18 protein-coding genes are annotated in these 15,692 nt (G+C 27.4%); 3 read left to right on the top strand and 15 right to left on the bottom strand.

The annotated features are described in order from the left end of the window. Nucleotides 1–90: 90 nt before the first annotated feature. Nucleotides 91–2,601: a DEAD/DEAH box helicase family protein gene (locus tag CUEA01_RS14290; protein WP_234122366.1), complete on the top strand. Its 2,511-nt coding sequence runs from the start codon at nucleotides 91–93 to the stop codon at nucleotides 2,599–2,601. Nucleotides 2,602–2,723: 122 nt separating this feature from the next. On the opposite strand, the gene CUEA01_RS14295 is transcribed toward CUEA01_RS14290, so the two are convergent. The 9 genes from CUEA01_RS14295 to CUEA01_RS14335 form a co-directional block, all read right to left on the bottom strand. Further along, complete coding sequence (locus CUEA01_RS14295) at nucleotides 2,724–3,599, bottom strand: type IV secretory system conjugative DNA transfer family protein (RefSeq protein ID WP_234122367.1); 876 nt, start codon at nucleotides 3,597–3,599, stop codon at nucleotides 2,724–2,726. Further along, on the bottom strand, nucleotides 3,586–3,804 hold the full coding sequence (locus tag CUEA01_RS14300) for a type IV secretory system conjugative DNA transfer family protein (RefSeq protein ID WP_234122368.1): 219 nt from the start codon (nucleotides 3,802–3,804) through the stop codon (nucleotides 3,586–3,588). The genes CUEA01_RS14295 and CUEA01_RS14300 overlap by 14 nt, the downstream gene beginning before the upstream one ends. 126 nt (nucleotides 3,805–3,930) lie before the next feature. Continuing rightward, a complete protein-coding gene (locus CUEA01_RS14305; RefSeq protein WP_234122369.1) occupies nucleotides 3,931–4,095 on the bottom strand; it encodes a hypothetical protein in 165 nt (54 codons plus the stop codon). A gap of 110 nt (nucleotides 4,096–4,205) precedes the next feature. Then, complete coding sequence (locus CUEA01_RS14310; RefSeq protein ID WP_234122370.1) at nucleotides 4,206–4,796, bottom strand: hypothetical protein; 591 nt, start codon at nucleotides 4,794–4,796, stop codon at nucleotides 4,206–4,208. Between the two features lie 79 nt (nucleotides 4,797–4,875). Then, nucleotides 4,876–5,571 (bottom strand): LPD25 domain-containing protein, encoded by a 696-nt coding sequence (locus CUEA01_RS14315; protein WP_234122371.1) that lies wholly within the window; start codon nucleotides 5,569–5,571, stop codon nucleotides 4,876–4,878. A 265-nt stretch (nucleotides 5,572–5,836) separates the two neighbouring features. Further along, a complete protein-coding gene (locus CUEA01_RS14320; protein ID WP_234122372.1) occupies nucleotides 5,837–6,673 on the bottom strand; it encodes a hypothetical protein in 837 nt (278 codons plus the stop codon). Nucleotides 6,674–6,697: 24 nt separating this feature from the next. Then, complete coding sequence (locus CUEA01_RS14325) at nucleotides 6,698–7,276, bottom strand: hypothetical protein (protein WP_234122373.1); 579 nt, start codon at nucleotides 7,274–7,276, stop codon at nucleotides 6,698–6,700. 244 nt (nucleotides 7,277–7,520) lie between these two features. After that, on the bottom strand, nucleotides 7,521–7,871 hold the full coding sequence (mobL, locus tag CUEA01_RS14330) for a relaxase MobL (protein WP_329604005.1): 351 nt from the start codon (nucleotides 7,869–7,871) through the stop codon (nucleotides 7,521–7,523). A gap of 298 nt (nucleotides 7,872–8,169) precedes the next feature. Next, complete coding sequence (locus CUEA01_RS14335) at nucleotides 8,170–8,403, bottom strand: hypothetical protein (RefSeq protein WP_234122374.1); 234 nt, start codon at nucleotides 8,401–8,403, stop codon at nucleotides 8,170–8,172. A 35-nt stretch (nucleotides 8,404–8,438) separates the two neighbouring features. Here CUEA01_RS14335 and CUEA01_RS14340 point away from each other — a divergent pair, with 35 nt between their 5' ends. After that, nucleotides 8,439–9,287 carry a hypothetical protein gene (locus tag CUEA01_RS14340; RefSeq protein ID WP_234122375.1) on the top strand — a complete coding sequence of 283 codons (849 nt, stop codon included), beginning with the start codon at nucleotides 8,439–8,441 and terminating at the stop codon, nucleotides 9,285–9,287. Nucleotides 9,288–9,312: 25 nt separating this feature from the next. Here CUEA01_RS14340 and CUEA01_RS14345 read toward each other — a convergent pair whose 3' ends face one another. The 4 genes from CUEA01_RS14345 to CUEA01_RS14360 form a co-directional block, all read right to left on the bottom strand. Beyond that, the gene (locus CUEA01_RS14345; RefSeq protein ID WP_234122376.1) at nucleotides 9,313–9,702 is read right to left on the bottom strand and encodes a ribbon-helix-helix domain-containing protein; all 390 of its coding nucleotides are present in this window, start codon (nucleotides 9,700–9,702) and stop codon (nucleotides 9,313–9,315) included. 482 nt (nucleotides 9,703–10,184) lie between these two features. Next, nucleotides 10,185–10,343 carry a hypothetical protein gene (locus tag CUEA01_RS14350; RefSeq protein ID WP_234122377.1) on the bottom strand — a complete coding sequence of 53 codons (159 nt, stop codon included), beginning with the start codon at nucleotides 10,341–10,343 and terminating at the stop codon, nucleotides 10,185–10,187. Nucleotides 10,344–10,568: 225 nt separating this feature from the next. Further along, a complete protein-coding gene (gene yabG / locus CUEA01_RS14355) occupies nucleotides 10,569–11,471 on the bottom strand; it encodes a sporulation peptidase YabG (RefSeq protein WP_234122378.1) in 903 nt (300 codons plus the stop codon). Nucleotides 11,472–11,534: 63 nt separating this feature from the next. Then, complete coding sequence (locus CUEA01_RS14360; RefSeq protein WP_234122379.1) at nucleotides 11,535–12,536, bottom strand: CotS family spore coat protein; 1,002 nt, start codon at nucleotides 12,534–12,536, stop codon at nucleotides 11,535–11,537. A 136-nt stretch (nucleotides 12,537–12,672) separates the two neighbouring features. On the opposite strand from CUEA01_RS14360, the gene CUEA01_RS14365 reads away from it, so the two are divergent. After that, nucleotides 12,673–13,803, top strand: coding sequence for a glycosyltransferase family 4 protein (locus CUEA01_RS14365; RefSeq protein WP_234122380.1), 1,131 nt, complete (start codon nucleotides 12,673–12,675; stop codon nucleotides 13,801–13,803). Between the two features lie 95 nt (nucleotides 13,804–13,898). Here CUEA01_RS14365 and CUEA01_RS14370 read toward each other — a convergent pair whose 3' ends face one another. Both CUEA01_RS14370 and CUEA01_RS14375 read right to left on the bottom strand, forming a co-directional pair. Then, nucleotides 13,899–14,930, bottom strand: a complete 1,032-nt coding sequence (locus CUEA01_RS14370) for a CotS family spore coat protein (RefSeq protein WP_234122381.1) — start codon at nucleotides 14,928–14,930, stop codon at nucleotides 13,899–13,901. Then, nucleotides 14,924–15,691, bottom strand: coding sequence for a hypothetical protein (locus CUEA01_RS14375; RefSeq protein ID WP_234122382.1), 768 nt, complete (start codon nucleotides 15,689–15,691; stop codon nucleotides 14,924–14,926). Before CUEA01_RS14375 ends, CUEA01_RS14370 begins: the two co-directional genes overlap by 7 nt. Nucleotide 15,692: the final 1 nt, after the last annotated feature.

The raw sequence follows: 15,692 nt of genomic DNA on the forward strand, positions 1-15,692 counted from the left end.
ATATTTTTAACAAATATTACAATTTTCTAAATAATTTGATATAATATTTAATGTATATGTTTATTAAATTCATGGTGGAGGTAATTTATTATGATGATTGATTTTAGCAAAATAAATTTTAAAGATGTAGAAGAACCCCCTATGTCTCCAAGAGACATTTTTATGTCCTTGCCAAACAAAGATATAAGATATAATTACCCTAGAGACGTTCAATCAGAAGTTTTGAACAAATGGTTCGAAGTAAGAAATACAAGTAAAGATTTTATAATAAAAATGAATACAGGAAGTGGTAAAACAGTTGTCGGTCTTTTAATTCTAAAAAGTTGTTTAACTGAGAGGGCAGTACCTGCTGTTTATGTAGCTCCAAATCCTTACTTAGTAAAACAAGTTATCGAAGAAGCTTTAAGACTAGGAGTTAGTGTAACTGAAGATGCTAATAATAGCGACTTTCGTTCAGGAAAATCCATCTTGGTTATTAGTATTCATAGATTAATAAATGGAAAATCAGTTTTTGGAATGAGGGATTTTTGGAATGTACCTATTGGCAGTATCGTAATTGATGATGTTCATGCTTGTTTAAATGTTACCGAGGAACAATTTACTATAAAAATAAAGCGTGATGATTCAAAATACGTCGAATTGCTTAATATATTTTATGAGGAACTAAAAAAACAATCCAAAAGTAAATACTTAGATATATGTGATAATGTCCCAAATGCCACCATGCTGGTTCCTTTTTGGGTTTGGCAGAATAACATTTCAGAAATAACCGAAATTTTTCATAAACATAAAGATGATGAGGATATACTATTTACTTTTCCATTACTGGCCGATTCATTAGAATTATGTAACTGTATAGTTTCTACAGAGCAAATAGAAATAACTCCCAAAAGCATTCCAATCCATAAAATTTCAAATTTTGATCAAGCACAAAAAAGAGTATTTATGAGTGCAACTTTATCTGATGATAGTCCATTTGTTTCCCACTTTAACATAGATATGTCCCCAAAAATAAATATTATATCGCCAAGTAAAGCAGATGATGTAGGTGAAAGACTAATAATTGCACCAGAACATATTAATCCCAATATAAATGTAGATGACCTAAAATTTAAATTCAAAGAATTATCCAAATCTTACAATGTCATTATAATAGTCCCATCAAAATATAGATCAAAATATTGGCTTGATGTTGCAGATGTAGTAATTACTGAATCTAATATGGATATTACAATAGAAAATTTAAAATTAGGACATGTTGGCTTAGTTATATTTATTAATACATATGATGGAATAGATTTGCCTAATGATGCATGTAGAATACTTGTTATTGACGGCTTATCTGATATAAAAAGCGGTTACGATAAATTAGAACAATCAATAGCATCAAATAATGAACGAATTCAAAATCATTTTGTACAAAGAATTGAACAAGGCATGAGACGTGGTATTAGATCTAATCAAGATTATTGTGTAGTTTTTTTGTTAGGAAAATCACTAACAAACTTATTATTTTGCGAAAATGCATTAAATAATTTTAGTGTAGCAACTAAAATGCAAATAAATATATCTAAACAAATTTGTGATCAAATAAAAGGTGCATCTTTAGACGATATAATGCTAATCGCAGATTATTGTTTGAAAAGAAATATTGAGTGGGTAGAAAATAGTAAAAAAGCACTCTTAAATATAAACTATCCACAAGAAGTTAATATAAATGAAATAGTACTAGCTTATAGAAAAGCTTTTGATAATGGTGAAAGAAAAAATTATATGGAGTCAATAGCATTGCTTGAAGAAGTAGCGAATAATGCTAAAGATGATAGCGAAAAAGGATGGTTAAAACAACAAGTTGCAGAATATATGAATTTTATTAATCCAGTAAAAGCACAACAAATTTTAAAATCGGCATTAAATTATAATATTAGAATAATAAAACCAATTGAAGGAATACAACTTGATAAAAACATAAAGAAATTTACTGGACAAGGAAAGCAATTACTAGACTTTATTGAAAATAATAATTTGGATGAAAATAAATATATTATAAAAATTAATAGCATATTAGAAAATTTAATTTTCAAACCAGATACTGCACCAATATTTGAAGAATCATTTAAATTATTAGCTCTTTATTTAGGTTTTAATGCATATAGACCTGAAAATGATTATGGGCGAGGGCCAGATGTTTTATGGCAAATATCTGATTTAAATTTTTTAATCATAGAATGTAAAAATGGAGCAGTTAATGAAATTATATGTAAACATGACTGTAACCAATTAAATGGATCAATTAATTGGTTTGAACAATATTACAAATTAAATAACATAAGCTATACTCCAATTATGATACACCCTGGAAACGAATTTGAATATGCATGTTCACCACATAAAGATGTTAAAATAATCAATGATAAGAAATTAAATTTACTAAAACGTAATGTTCAAACATTTGCAACTTCATTAACAAATCCAGAAAACTTTAGAAATATACCAAATATAAACAAATTATTAAAACGCTTCAAATTAGATGCAACAAGTTTAATTAATGAATACACTATTAGCTATAAGATAAAAAACATTCTCACCAAATCTCATTAATTTCAAATTAGGAAATACAATCAGATTTATATAAACAATATCTGATTGTATTTTCTATTTTTATAAACTTAACATATGAAATAAAACAACTTACTTTATATAATATTTCTAAATTACATATATCAACCTCTCTTCAATTTATCATACAAAGATTTTTTCTCCACTTCTTTCTCTTCACTTTCTTTTATGGCTTCTTGAACAATCTTATCCTTTAACTCCCTAACTGAAATATATTGTGGAACTACTATTTTTCTTGTTTCAGGAACAAAATCATCATTTAACTCTATTCCCCATTCTCCATAAAAAGGTATGTTAACTTTCATTGGATCAGCTCCAGTTTTTAATATTACAAACTCACCTTTAGGTATTCTCTTTATCTCATCAGGTGCCATAAGTGGTCTTCCCACCATCTGCATACTCATATTATGATTTTCTTTAAGGCTATTTTCAAGAGCTTCACAATTAAATTTTTCATCGGCAATGTTCAAAAGTTCGCAATACAGCTGCATTAAAAATATTGAAAACAAGAAATATTTAGTCTTATCTTCTTCTGGAAGGACAACAAATACAGCTGTATTCTGGCTTGCAAAATTTTCTGCTGTAAAATCACCATCAAAGCACAAAATTTGTTCAAGCTCGCTATCTATAAATTTTGTGAGTTTAGATAAAGCTGTAGCAAAAACTGAAAGAGCTGTTTTTATATCCGCTTCAACAGCTGCCCCTGCAAACCATTTTGCCTTATGATTCTCTGGAAGTAACTGAATTAATTTAAATACGCTTATTATGTGTCTCTCGCTTTTTTCTCCATACTCAGCAATTAAAAGTATTGATGATGTAATAATACCTTCAGCACTATCATAAAAGCAGCTGTTGTCACCGCCACCCTTAAAACGAGCACTTTCAATTATTGAAGTTGAAATGATCTTAGCATATTTTTGAGCTTTTGCTTCAGACACAAGTCCAAGCTGAGTTGTAGGTTGTTCTTTATATATATCCATAGCACTTTCCCAATATATTACCCATTTTCTTTACAATATAGCCCTTTGTATCTGTAACTAAAAAACTCATTCCACTTGCTGCTGCATACTCTATTTGAGGAATAAGAAAGAAATTTGTTTTTCCTATTCCAGAAGGGCCAACCATAATAGAATTGCTATCAGATGTATCGAGCATTGCTATTAATTTTCCCTTAATATTTTTCACTCCAAATATTAGCCCCTGCTTTAAATTTTCTGTATCAATTTCCTCTCTCCATTTTTGCGGTTCATACGCAACTGATTCATAAAGCTGCTTCTTTTCTTTTTCTGTTGCCCATTTTGCAGTTTCATACTAACCATCACCAACTTTTTTATCTTTAATCCTGTTTAAATCCTTTTCTTTAAGATTGACTATTATAAAAAGTATTATCAGCGGTGGCAATAGGAACAACAAATAAGCTTTCCATGGTAGATGTGTAAGCTTATGTAGGCTAAAAACTTTAAATAGGTTTTCCATAGTTCTCCTCCTTTTTAAATAAGCTCACAGGAATACTTCCCATGAGCTTTACTGTTAAAATTACAAATCCATTTCAGAATTAAGAGTTTGGTTTTTTTCCAAAGATGGTTTTAAATTTGCATCTTTAATAAAATTAGACGCATCCAATATATTTCTAGTTGCTGAAATTGACTTAATATTATTTTAGTATCAATTTGAGCTATTCGTGAACTCACTTTTTGTGGATCTATTTTATATCTCGTGCTAAAATCAACAAAGCAATCCTTAGATAATCCTGTAATTTCCTTTTTCAAGGCATATGATAGTACGCTGTTATTTGTATCAATTAAATTAAATGCTTCTAATTCATAAAATTCATTTAATTTATCTCCATACATAAGTTCTCCATCTTTATTAATTATGCTATTAACATAATAACTATTCGCTTCCGCTAATGCATATTCGTTTTTCAAATAATCCATAGAAATATTTCTACAATTTTCGTATACATTAACTAAAAGCGCTTCACCATTAAAGTCATCTAATAAATTACTATTTTCCTTATATTCAGATTTTTGAACCAGATCAATTAAATCTTTACACTTCATAGATCCAATAGAATAAGCTGTACTTATGTGTCCAACTCTATTAGGTTCAATTAAAAATTCGACAACTGGACAATTAAGATCTTCAGAACTGTTTACTATTGAAGCTATTTCCATATCAGCTTTTTTTAATTTTTCATTTGCCTCTATTAAACCTAAAACCTCATCTTTATTAAAATATTCACTTGCAATATCTTCAACTGCTCCTATTTTTACTGCACACTGTGATTCTCCAGTTCTTCAGTTCAGTTATATAGTCCTTTAGAATTTTCATGGCCTCCATCGGTTTATGCTCTATAAGTTCTTTAATAGTATCTTTAAGAACTTCATTTACATATTCAACATATCTGGAATCATTTATATCAAATTTATATTTACCTTTCTCTTCCGCTACATCAATTGCGAGTACCTTATCAGCAACATCCATTTCAACAGCTGCACCTCTATCAATTTCATGGAATTTGTCATAAATATTTCTTAAAGCTTCACTAGATAAACTTGAAATATATTTTTTTAAATTTTCTGCTGCTTTAATTAAAAGAACCTCGTTTTTAAAATCCTTATAAAATTCCTTTTCATTTTCTGTTAAATATTGTCCATACCCTACAGTACCTTCAATACAATCTATCAAACTTTTACATTCATGAGTACCAAAAGAATATCTAACATTAATAGACTTTCCATCATGGACTTCTACCTTAAAATTTACTTTTGTGTAAGGATGATTTATTCCCAATCGTTTTGAATCTTCAATCATCCATTGAGGATTATCTTCTATTTCCTTAAATCTTTCATTAGCCTCACGTAAGCTTATCACTTGTCCTTTTCCAAAATTATCCTTTACGAGCTCATTTTCAACTTCAAGTATAGTTACCTTAATATCATTTTTCATAACAATTTCCTCCATTTCAATTCGTTTATCAAGCTTAATACATACAGAACAGATTTTTGCATTTGCTTTGTTGAAATTTTAATTGTTCATGTTGCATCACCCCTTTCAGTGTGATTTTCAATAAAAAATTGTATAAAAAAAGAAAGCCAGTTTTTTCTGACTTCCTCAAAAATAATATTATAACTAAAAAAATTAAAAATATATTTACTTTTTAAATCTATTTTACATTAAAATTTTGAAAATAAATAATTAATGTAATTTGTTCTTACATTCTTGGTATATGTAATTTTCTTTTTTCTTTTTCTAAATCAAAATATATAAATTCATCATATTTCTTAATTATATTAGGATGTTTTCTACGTAAATACTTTTTTATCATACTATCCTTTTGGTTTTGAATTGCTTGTATATACTCTGATAAGCATGAAGACAATATCATATTAACTATTAATATTGCTAAAGATAACAAAATCATTATCTTTATATCATAACCATGAATAAAACTTTTATCTTCCTCATAATATATAACCATTGCTATCAAAAATATAATACATGCCATAAGAATGAACTTAGATAATTCATAAAACATAACCATAATCTCCATAAATACCCTTGATATCTTGTTTTTGTTACTCAAATCCATTAGCCACACATAATTTGAATATAAAATACTTTTGATTTTGTTATATTCATTATCAATTAATTTATTAAAACTTATAAAATATGTCCAAAAATCTTCCCAATTATTTTGATTTTTATTCTGCATAAATTTATAATAATATTTCTCGGTTTCATAATATTTATCACATATATACTTGTTTGACATTTCGTATAATTTGCTATCACTAGCTCCATACTTTTCAAAAAATTTCTTCAGCAACTTATTTCTTTCGTTACTTTCCTCTTGTTGCCTTGTTATAGCTTTAATCTCATGCAACATAGGACTTATTACATCCTTTAAATTATTTTCTAATTGCAAATCAAATTTTTCATTATTTCCTTTTCTAACTCCTATTAGGTAAGTTAAAATTGGAGTTAATATAGCCAAAATTACTGGTATATAATCTTTTATATAAGAAAAATTTTTCAAAACATCTTTCATAGTTTCCTCCAATCGTCTTTTTAATTAAATCAATCTAGACTTCCTAAATTTAAACCATTCCGGTGTTTTTAAAACACTTCCCATTTCACTATACTTATTAAATAAATTTTCTATAATCTCAGGTGCCTCTTTAATCATACTATTAACTTTGTCACTATGAATAACTTGACTACTTCTATTAGAAAAATGTACTATAGTATTCCTTATCTCACTTAATTCTATATATTTTTCAAATTCCTTCTGTTTATCGGAATTCCAGTTTATGCTTTGTCCATTAATTGCTCTTGGTACAAAATTATACAATTTTCTTTTTACACTATTAAAATATTTAGGTATACTTTTATTAGGATCATTTATAAATTCCAAAACTTCTGTGTCAATGTTACTTAACTTTACTTTTCCACTTAAATTCTCCTTAATAATAGTATTTATCCAAGATTCCGTTGAAGCACAAAAACAAATTATGGATACCCTTTTAAATCGTTCTACTATAAAATATTCTTCTGTTTTTTCAATTTGCTCGCGAAAATATAATGCATCATTAAACAATTCATCTGACATATTAGATATTGTAATACCAGATTTTATATCTCTGCTAAACATTTTAAATCCCCCCTCCTATAAAATTAATTATATCATTATTAGACTACTTATGACATATTTTCCATAAGTGTTATATTGCTATATAAGTTTTAAACTATTCTTCTCTAAATTTCATCTCATTTATAATACTTATAGTATTTTGAACTTTATTTATAGGGTTTTCAACAAATTTTCTGGTTAAATTCTTACTTTGAAACAACCCTGCATATTTAATGATTTTACTTAAATCTTCAGCACTGGCACATCAAATTTTATTAACAATTTCACTTTTGTTTATTGAATACGTAGTACCCAAATGTAAATGTGGATGATACCCTTCATTATGAAAACCTACATTCCAAACTAAATTTTTCATTTGTATGTTCATAGCTTCAGCTATCTTTGGAATTTTAGTTTTTAACAGCAGCTGCCATGAGTTTAATTTGTCATAACCTAGTCTTTCAGCATCTTCTCTTTTAAGATATATAATGTGTGTCCACACCACTCCATTATGATTTTTTATATCTTCAATTTTCCCTTTTAAATCTGCCTCACCTCCTGAATTAAAAAGACCATGAGTATTTAATTTTTCTACTCGTGGTCTTCCGATATATATTTCAAATAAATTTCTTTATTTACAGTCTTATCTTCCATAAGTCCAAAGGCTTCAGTCAAAAATTTTGATGCATTAGCCTTGGACTTATCCTCTAAAAAACTTTTATACTCTTCAATTTACTTAATGTTTGGAAACTTTTCTACAACTTCATCTATTACTTTCTTTTGACTAAGAGTAACCTCGCCTTTAAAATCTGATCCATTGTATTCTACCCCTTATCTTGTTGAAATATATTGAACCAAATTTTCAGAATGCGTTTTATTTTTTATATAATTTGAAAATACAATAAGCTTTGCCATCACATCATCACCTTTATAAAAGTATAAACTAGCTTCAACTTTATAATTGAAAAAATTAATATATTAATCACAATTACATCTGCAACAAAATAAATTATCAGACAAATATCTATAATCTTGAATTTATGTATGTAATTTATGTAAATTCTATCGATAATTAGTATTATAAACATAAATATACCTGCTACAAAACCAATAATATATATGATTAAAGCAAATTTCACTAACTCCATTACATTAACACCACCTTAAAAGGAGATATATAATCATGAAAAATGAATTTTTATTAAGTTCAATCTTTACGTCCATAAATTTAGTTATACTATTGATAAATTACTTTTTTAACAAAAAGAATACTTATACAAATTATTATTCTAAAATTCTAGATACTAGGCTAAACCTAATATATTCACCTCTCTGCATAAAATTGAGCACAATACCAAATTATTACTTAATAGATGATAAAGACTTTATTGATAATTTTCACAAGTACTCATATTTATTAGAAGATAACCTTTATGATCTAATTATTGATATAATAAATATTGAATCCTCAATAAAAAGATTTTCCGTTCCCCAAACTGATGAAGAATCCATAAAAACTCATAAATCAAGATTAGAAAAATTGACTGCAATTATCAAAAGTGAATACAAAAGAAATACTTCAATATATAAAAATACTTATATAGAAATTGAAAAAGAAACATCTTATTCACCTTTATTGAGATTATTATATGAACTATTTAATTTTTGTTATTATTTATTCATTTTCACAATAATAGTTCTTTTAGTATTATACTATTCTTCTGAAAGTATGAAAGGCGTAAAATTAAATTCTAGTTATGCAAGTTTTGAGGCTCCATTCTTTTTTATTTTTAGTTTAGGTTTTTGTTTTTCTGTTTTTAAATTTGTATTTTTCGTTTCAAATCGCTTTGATACTTCTAGCAAGTCAAGGATAAGAAAAAAATATAAATCATATCATATAGTTCCTGAAGATGGTTTTTATATTTGTAGTTGCTGCAATGAGAAAAGGTATTTTTATAAATATGAACGTTTTACTCCTTGCCCTAATAATAAAAGTTGGATTAAAAAATCATTCTATAAAAAAATAGACTAGATAAAAGTTTTACTTCTATCTAGTTTCACTTTGTTAAATCCTCATACCTCAATATCCTCTGATTATTTTTAATTTCATTAACAACATTTTTTCTATACATTGATATTTCATATTCACTTAAATCTGAAGCACTTTGCATTATCTGCTCCAGTATCCCAACTTGAATTGCAATATCACTTAAAAGTTTTGCAATTCTATTGCCTAATCTTTTCTCAGTAAGTTCAGTAGCTCCTGTCATTATAGCGGTAACTTCTTTACACAAAAATTCCCCTGATTCGTTATTATTAATATAGTCAATATAAAACTCCCCTGATTTACTAAAAAAATCACTTCTTGAATTATAATTTTTTGCTTTACCTAATGAATCAATCTTGTCCAATAATTTTTTATTAATATTTATATGAATTCTCTCCAAAATTTCACCTCCTGAAAATACATTACTTTTAAAAAATGCCCTTAAATATAGTTACAATTTATTACTTTTATGGATACTCAAAATACTACTAAAACAATATGCAATATAAAATAAAACATGACGATATTAAAAAAATAATGAAGAAAAGAATAGATTTAAAATTAACTACAATTTTATTAAAATAAGAAATACAACAATTCTTCCACAAGATTATTGTTATGACTTAAATGCAGTAAACTGTTTTTTATCTGCATACTCATATTATGATTTTCTTTCAGGCTATTTTCATAACGTCAACCTGAGTCGTGTAATTTCCCATAGCATTACTTAATTCTTCTGGAAGAACAAGAAATACAGCTGTCTTCTGGCTTGCAAAATTTTCTGCCGTAAAATCACCATCAAAGCAAAAAAAGCTTGAATTAACTTCAAGCCTTTTTAAATCTCTTTATCTCTATATATAATAGGTAGCAATAAAAATCCTATTAAACAGGCCTTCTCTTTAATATGTTTATATCAACCTCATGTCGACCTGTCATATCCTTCAAAACTTCAATACTTTCCTTAATCTCTTTTGTATCATTTGCAATGTTCTTTACTGCTGTTTCAATCAAATCCGACTTAGCGTTTATAAATACATCCAACTTATTAAGCTCCTTTGTTGATTGCCTTTATGAGATGTCTGTACCTCTGCTATAACATTAATATTCTTCTCTAATGCTTCAAGCTTAATCGAGTTCTTTTTAACTTCTCCCTCAATACGTGTTTGCCCCTCCAAGAGTTGCACTAACATATTTTTCAATTCCGTATTCAATAGAATCACCTCGCCTATATCAGTATTATAGCCTAACTAAATTTAATTATAAATATTATATATAAGACGACTTCGGATACCCCTCTCTACATTTTCCTCTAGTCTGAAGTCCTCCTACACCTTTAAAGCCAGTAACTGTACCTTTAACTACCTCTTGAATATTTACTATTTCTCCTACATTTGTGTAAGCAACCTTTTCACATACAAAAACTGGATCAAGACAGTGAATTAAAACCCTGCCTGGAGAACTTGCGTAGTTCGCACCAGCATCTAAAATTGCTTCATAACAAGATTGGCATGCACCTGCAAATATAACAAGATCATCGTAGCTTGGCTCATAGTCCCTTAAATTTGAAACTGATTGAATAAAATATTTCGAATTTCTATAATTGTTTATATCCATGTAATCTCTAGCTGATTTTAATATACCATCATGACCCGTTATAACAACAATATCTGGCTTTATTTCTTTTACTAAATCTACTATTGCACTTGGCTGATCTTTTTCAGGAATAACCTTTCCAATAGTATTTATTTTAAGCTGCCTGTAAACCTTCTTACAAACCTCAAGATATTCAGCATCTCCATCTACATGTAAAACCTTTCCCGGTCTTGCAAATGTCATGCTTTTAGTGTCGTTATCATCCTTCACAATTTTTATGTTTCTGTAACTTGATCTTTTTTTATTTTTTTTTAATGTGGCACCATCATTTACTCCTCTTTGTAATACAATTTTTTGTATATATTTATTTATACTTTCATTAAATACTGTTTCTACTTCTCCCATATTGTCAGAATCAACCTCAGTCAAATCTGATGCTGGGGAATCTGCAATTATTCTCAAATTAACTCCTTTAAGGATACAATACTCCATGTCATTATCATACTTAATAGCTATAATCTTAAATGTAATATCCCCACCATAGGATTTTCGTGTAACATAATCTCCAACAACCAAAAATCTCACCTCACAGTAAAACCATACTATATACTATGAAGGTGAGTAATAACCTGTTCACTATTATTTTTGATCAAATAATTTTTTAAATTCTTCAATAAATTCGATGTATTTTTCTCTTTCTTCAATAAGCTCCTCCATCTTATTATTGAAGGTGTTTGGGGCCCAATTTACTTCGTTATAGTAGAACCTGTTTGCAAGTCTCCAAAGCCTTTGTGGAAAAACAAGAAAAGCATAAAGTACTCTGTATTCTTCTCCATGTAATTTTTCAACACTATTATAAGCATCTAATATAAGCTTTGCATACTCTATGTTCCAATCCGATCTTTTAAGGACTTTTATCATGAAATTAGAAATATCAAAAGTTCTTATTTCACGCTTACAGTAATCAAAATCTATAACATTTACATTTTCATTTTCATCTATTATTATATTGTGATATGTGTAATCGTGATGACAAAATCCTTTTTCCTCTTCTGCTTTAGCACATATATCCATATACTTTGAATCACTTAATATTTCCATGGACTTTTTGCCCTGATCTTTAAAAAATTCTACATTTTTTAAATAATTGAGATCAAAGTTTGTTTTATTATTTTTCTTTCTAGCCATGTCCCTCATTTTTTCAAAAGATTTAACTCTTTTCTCCATTAAATGTGGCCATCTTCCAAGATCACTTTTAAGCTTACTATTTTCAGGTGGTTCGTATCCCCTAGAACACTCATGCAATCTTGCTAAGGTTTTTGCAGCATTTACAAGGTCATTCTTATCTAAAAAGCTGCATTCCCTGCCATCAATCCAATGTGAAAGAGTATAAATATCTTCATTGACAAGAGCGTATGGATTGCCTTCTGTATTAAGGCAATATTTATCTACAAATTTGAAATCATGCTCTATAAGATGTTCTTTAGCTGCATAAACAAATAGCAATTTTTGAACACCATAATTTATTTTCTTTAAGCATTTATTTCCTTTATTGGTTTTTAAAAAATATACACCCTTATTGGGTTTGATTGATTCAATTTTAATATCAAATTGTCTCTCTATTTCAAATTCTCTCATCATTTTATAATCACCTCCCATATATTAATAATTTATATGTTATTAAAAGGATTTTTAGAAGATAAAGTTTATATATCTTTAACACTTTCAACGCTCAATTAATATAATGAAATTGTAATGATTTATATGGAGACACTATATGAAAATAGGAATTGACGGAAGAGCCGCAAAGTGGTACAGGGGTACAGGAATTGGGACCTACACTTATGAACTCATTAATAGTATAAGCAAAATAGATTCAGAAAATGAATATTTAATTTTTATGCCAGATACCTCTTTAAATGATTTAAGCAATAAAAAAAACATTAAATTTAGAAATATAAATGTAAATATAAAAAATAATTTTTGGGATGAAGTTAATATACCTAATATCCTTGAAAATGATGAAATAGAGCTATATCATGTTCCACAAAACGGCGTAGGTCTTCCTGAAAACAAGAAATGTCCATTTGTAATAACCCTGCATGATATAATACCATATAAAATGCCTGAAACAGTAAGCGAAAGATATCTTAAAATTTTTAATGACGAAATTCCAAAAATAGTTTCCATGTGTGATGGAATAATTACTGTTTCCAACTTTTCAAAAGAGGATATAGCTAATACTTTTAACTTTCCAAAAGACAAAATATATGTGACTTATTTATCTGCTGAAAAAATATACAAACCTCTAAATAAAATTTTAAGCAAAAAAATAATAGCATCAAAATATGGCATTGATGATGACTTTATTCTTTATGTTGGAGGTTTTAGTCCAAGAAAAAATATTTCTGGTCTTATTACCGCATTTTCAAAACTTAAGCTTTCAAGTAATAACTCTTTAAAACTTGTAATTGCAGGGAGAAAGGGGTTGTCATATGAAAATTATCTTTCACTTACAGAAAAGTTAGACATAAGTTCAAAGGTTATATTCCCTGGCTTTATAGATGTTATGGATATGCCTTATTTATATAATAGTGCAAAATTACTTGTTTATCCATCCTTTTATGAAGGTTTTGGACTTCCACCTTTAGAAGCTATGTCTTGTGGAACTCCAGTAATAGTTTCTAATGTAACCTCTTTACCTGAAATATTCAGCAAAAGTTCAATTATGGTAGATCCATATGATGAAAATGCTCTTTGCAGTGCAATTCATGAATGCATTGAAAATAAGGTTCTTAAAAATACCCTTATAGATAAAGGCTTTTCCTTATGTAAAAAGCTTACTTGGCAAAATACCGCCATTTCAACTATTAATTCTTATAAAAATATTCTAAAAACACTATCATAAATAACTTGATAGTGTTTTTTTTATGCTATTATTCAAAAAAGCATCTAAAAAAGCTCCAGATAATATTTTACTATCTAGAGCTTTTTTTAAGATGCCTAATACCTATCCAAAATTTCTTTTTTAAATTCATTTAAAAATTCAATTCTGCTTTCCTCGCTTAAGACCTTTTTACTCATCCTACTAACAAATACCTCTTGCTGCCAATCCTTTCTTCTAGAATAATAGTCCCTAGAAATTTCGTAAAAATCTTCTGGAAAGCTTAAAATGCCATACAACACTTCTACTTCACTCTTATTTAATGAATTAACCTTACAGTAGTTATCCATTATTACAAGCGCATTGTTTATATCATAATCAAAATTTTTAACTACCTTAGAAATAAAATTACATAAATCATGTACTTTTAAATCAATCATTGAATAATCAAAATCAATAAAATATGCTTTATTTTCTTTTATAATTATATTATGATGTGCCAAATCATGATGACAAAGTACCGCCTTATCTTCTTCACTGCATAATTTAAGATACTGGCTTTTCTTTAAAATATCAACACTTTCATTTATTTTTTCTATATTATAATCCACATTTTTAATAAAAATATCATCAAACTCATTTTTCTCTTCATATAAGTTTGATATTTTCTTGAAAAAATTCATTTCATCTTTTTTTCTAATTAAACTTTCTATAAGCGTACCACAATTGTTTTTAATTTGTAGGTTACTTTTAAAGCCTTCTGCCGCCTTATGAAGTTCACCTAGTCCATAAGCAGCTATACTTAAGTCTACAGGATTGCTAAATTCACATTCCTTTCCATCAATCATATCCATAATGCAATACAAATTACCTTTATTAATGTAATAATTCTTTCCATCTTTAGTTTTCATAAAATTAAGCACTCTTGTAAAATTTTTTTTTATATATTCTACACCAGAAACAATAAAATTAAATTCATCTATAGTACAATTTATCTTTTTTAATATTTTATCACCCTTGTTTGTTGAAATTAGGAAAGCTTTTCTGAGAGGCATTATATCAAAAATCTCAAGGTCAAATTCTTCAAACAGCTTTACATCTAAGTTATAATTTAAAATGTCATTTTCTTTGTTTAAACTTAAATCTAGCATAAGTTCACCCCTTTGTTTTCTCCATACTTATTAATTGCCTTTGAAAGCTTCATAGCATAGTAATCATTTGAAAATTCACCACTGTTTTTAACGTATCTTCTAATCCATTTCATATACTCTGATGGATAAAGAATAAGTGCCATAATAAACGCCTCACTATTTTCGTTTAACTTTTCAGCTAAAGCATATTCATGTATTAATGAGTTCCAATTAAAATTAATACCGCTATCTTTAATTTTGTTTAAAATATATATTCCATCAAATTCAACCATATTAAAACATATGCCATTAAGACTTTTAATATTCAGCACTTCATTTTCGCTAATATTATTAAAATAAGTATTTCCAAGGCATATCTCATTATTTTTCATACTTCTCTTAATTAATTCTAAATAATCTGCTTCCATAGCTTTTGATATACAATTTTCACTTATTTTAAGCATTTTATAAAATGAGTCTGAAATACTTTTACCGTCTTTGTTAAATTCATTAACCTTTTCTAATTCACTTATATTCCTTTTTAAAATTCTAATTTCAATCTTGTATCTTTCAATTAATTTGCCTATTTTATTGTCAATATTTTTTAAATCATGTCCATGGTAATTTTTTGCTATATAATGAAATTTTGAAATACTTTGAAATTGCTTTTTAACTAATTCTTCTGAAATTGATTTTTTTTTTAAACTTACTATATCTTCCCCTAAATGTATGCCTTGCATTTGCAAATACTTTTCAAATAATATGTTTTTTGAATATTCCACT

Origin of the sequence: Clostridium hydrogenum, assembly GCF_021432385.1 — a bacterium.
In the GTDB taxonomy this organism is placed as follows: Bacteria; Bacillota; Clostridia; order Clostridiales; family Clostridiaceae; genus Clostridium_S; species Clostridium_S hydrogenum.

What these genes read in the sequence shown, in the direction of transcription:
- CUEA01_RS14310 (WP_234122370.1), bottom strand. Translation starts at nt 4,796, where the DNA reads ATGGAAATAGCTTCAATAGTAAACAGTTCTGAAGATCTTAATTGTCCA.
- CUEA01_RS14295 (WP_234122367.1), bottom strand. Translation starts at nt 3,599, where the DNA reads ATGGATATATATAAAGAACAACCTACAACTCAGCTTGGACTTGTGTCT.
- CUEA01_RS14360 (WP_234122379.1), bottom strand. Translation starts at nt 12,536, where the DNA reads ATGATGAGAGAATTTGAAATAGAGAGACAATTTGATATTAAAATTGAA.
- CUEA01_RS14290 (WP_234122366.1), top strand. Translation starts at nt 91, where the DNA reads ATGATGATTGATTTTAGCAAAATAAATTTTAAAGATGTAGAAGAACCC.
- CUEA01_RS14320 (WP_234122372.1), bottom strand. Translation starts at nt 6,673, where the DNA reads ATGAAAGATGTTTTGAAAAATTTTTCTTATATAAAAGATTATATACCA.
- CUEA01_RS14305 (WP_234122369.1), bottom strand. Translation starts at nt 4,095, where the DNA reads ATGGAAAACCTATTTAAAGTTTTTAGCCTACATAAGCTTACACATCTA.
- CUEA01_RS14325 (WP_234122373.1), bottom strand. Translation starts at nt 7,276, where the DNA reads ATGTTTAGCAGAGATATAAAATCTGGTATTACAATATCTAATATGTCA.
- CUEA01_RS14340 (WP_234122375.1), top strand. Translation starts at nt 8,439, where the DNA reads ATGAAAAATGAATTTTTATTAAGTTCAATCTTTACGTCCATAAATTTA.
- CUEA01_RS14370 (WP_234122381.1), bottom strand. Translation starts at nt 14,930, where the DNA reads ATGCTAGATTTAAGTTTAAACAAAGAAAATGACATTTTAAATTATAAC.
- CUEA01_RS14365 (WP_234122380.1), top strand. Translation starts at nt 12,673, where the DNA reads ATGAAAATAGGAATTGACGGAAGAGCCGCAAAGTGGTACAGGGGTACA.
- CUEA01_RS14335 (WP_234122374.1), bottom strand. Translation starts at nt 8,403, where the DNA reads ATGGAGTTAGTGAAATTTGCTTTAATCATATATATTATTGGTTTTGTA.
- CUEA01_RS14315 (WP_234122371.1), bottom strand. Translation starts at nt 5,571, where the DNA reads ATGAAAAATGATATTAAGGTAACTATACTTGAAGTTGAAAATGAGCTC.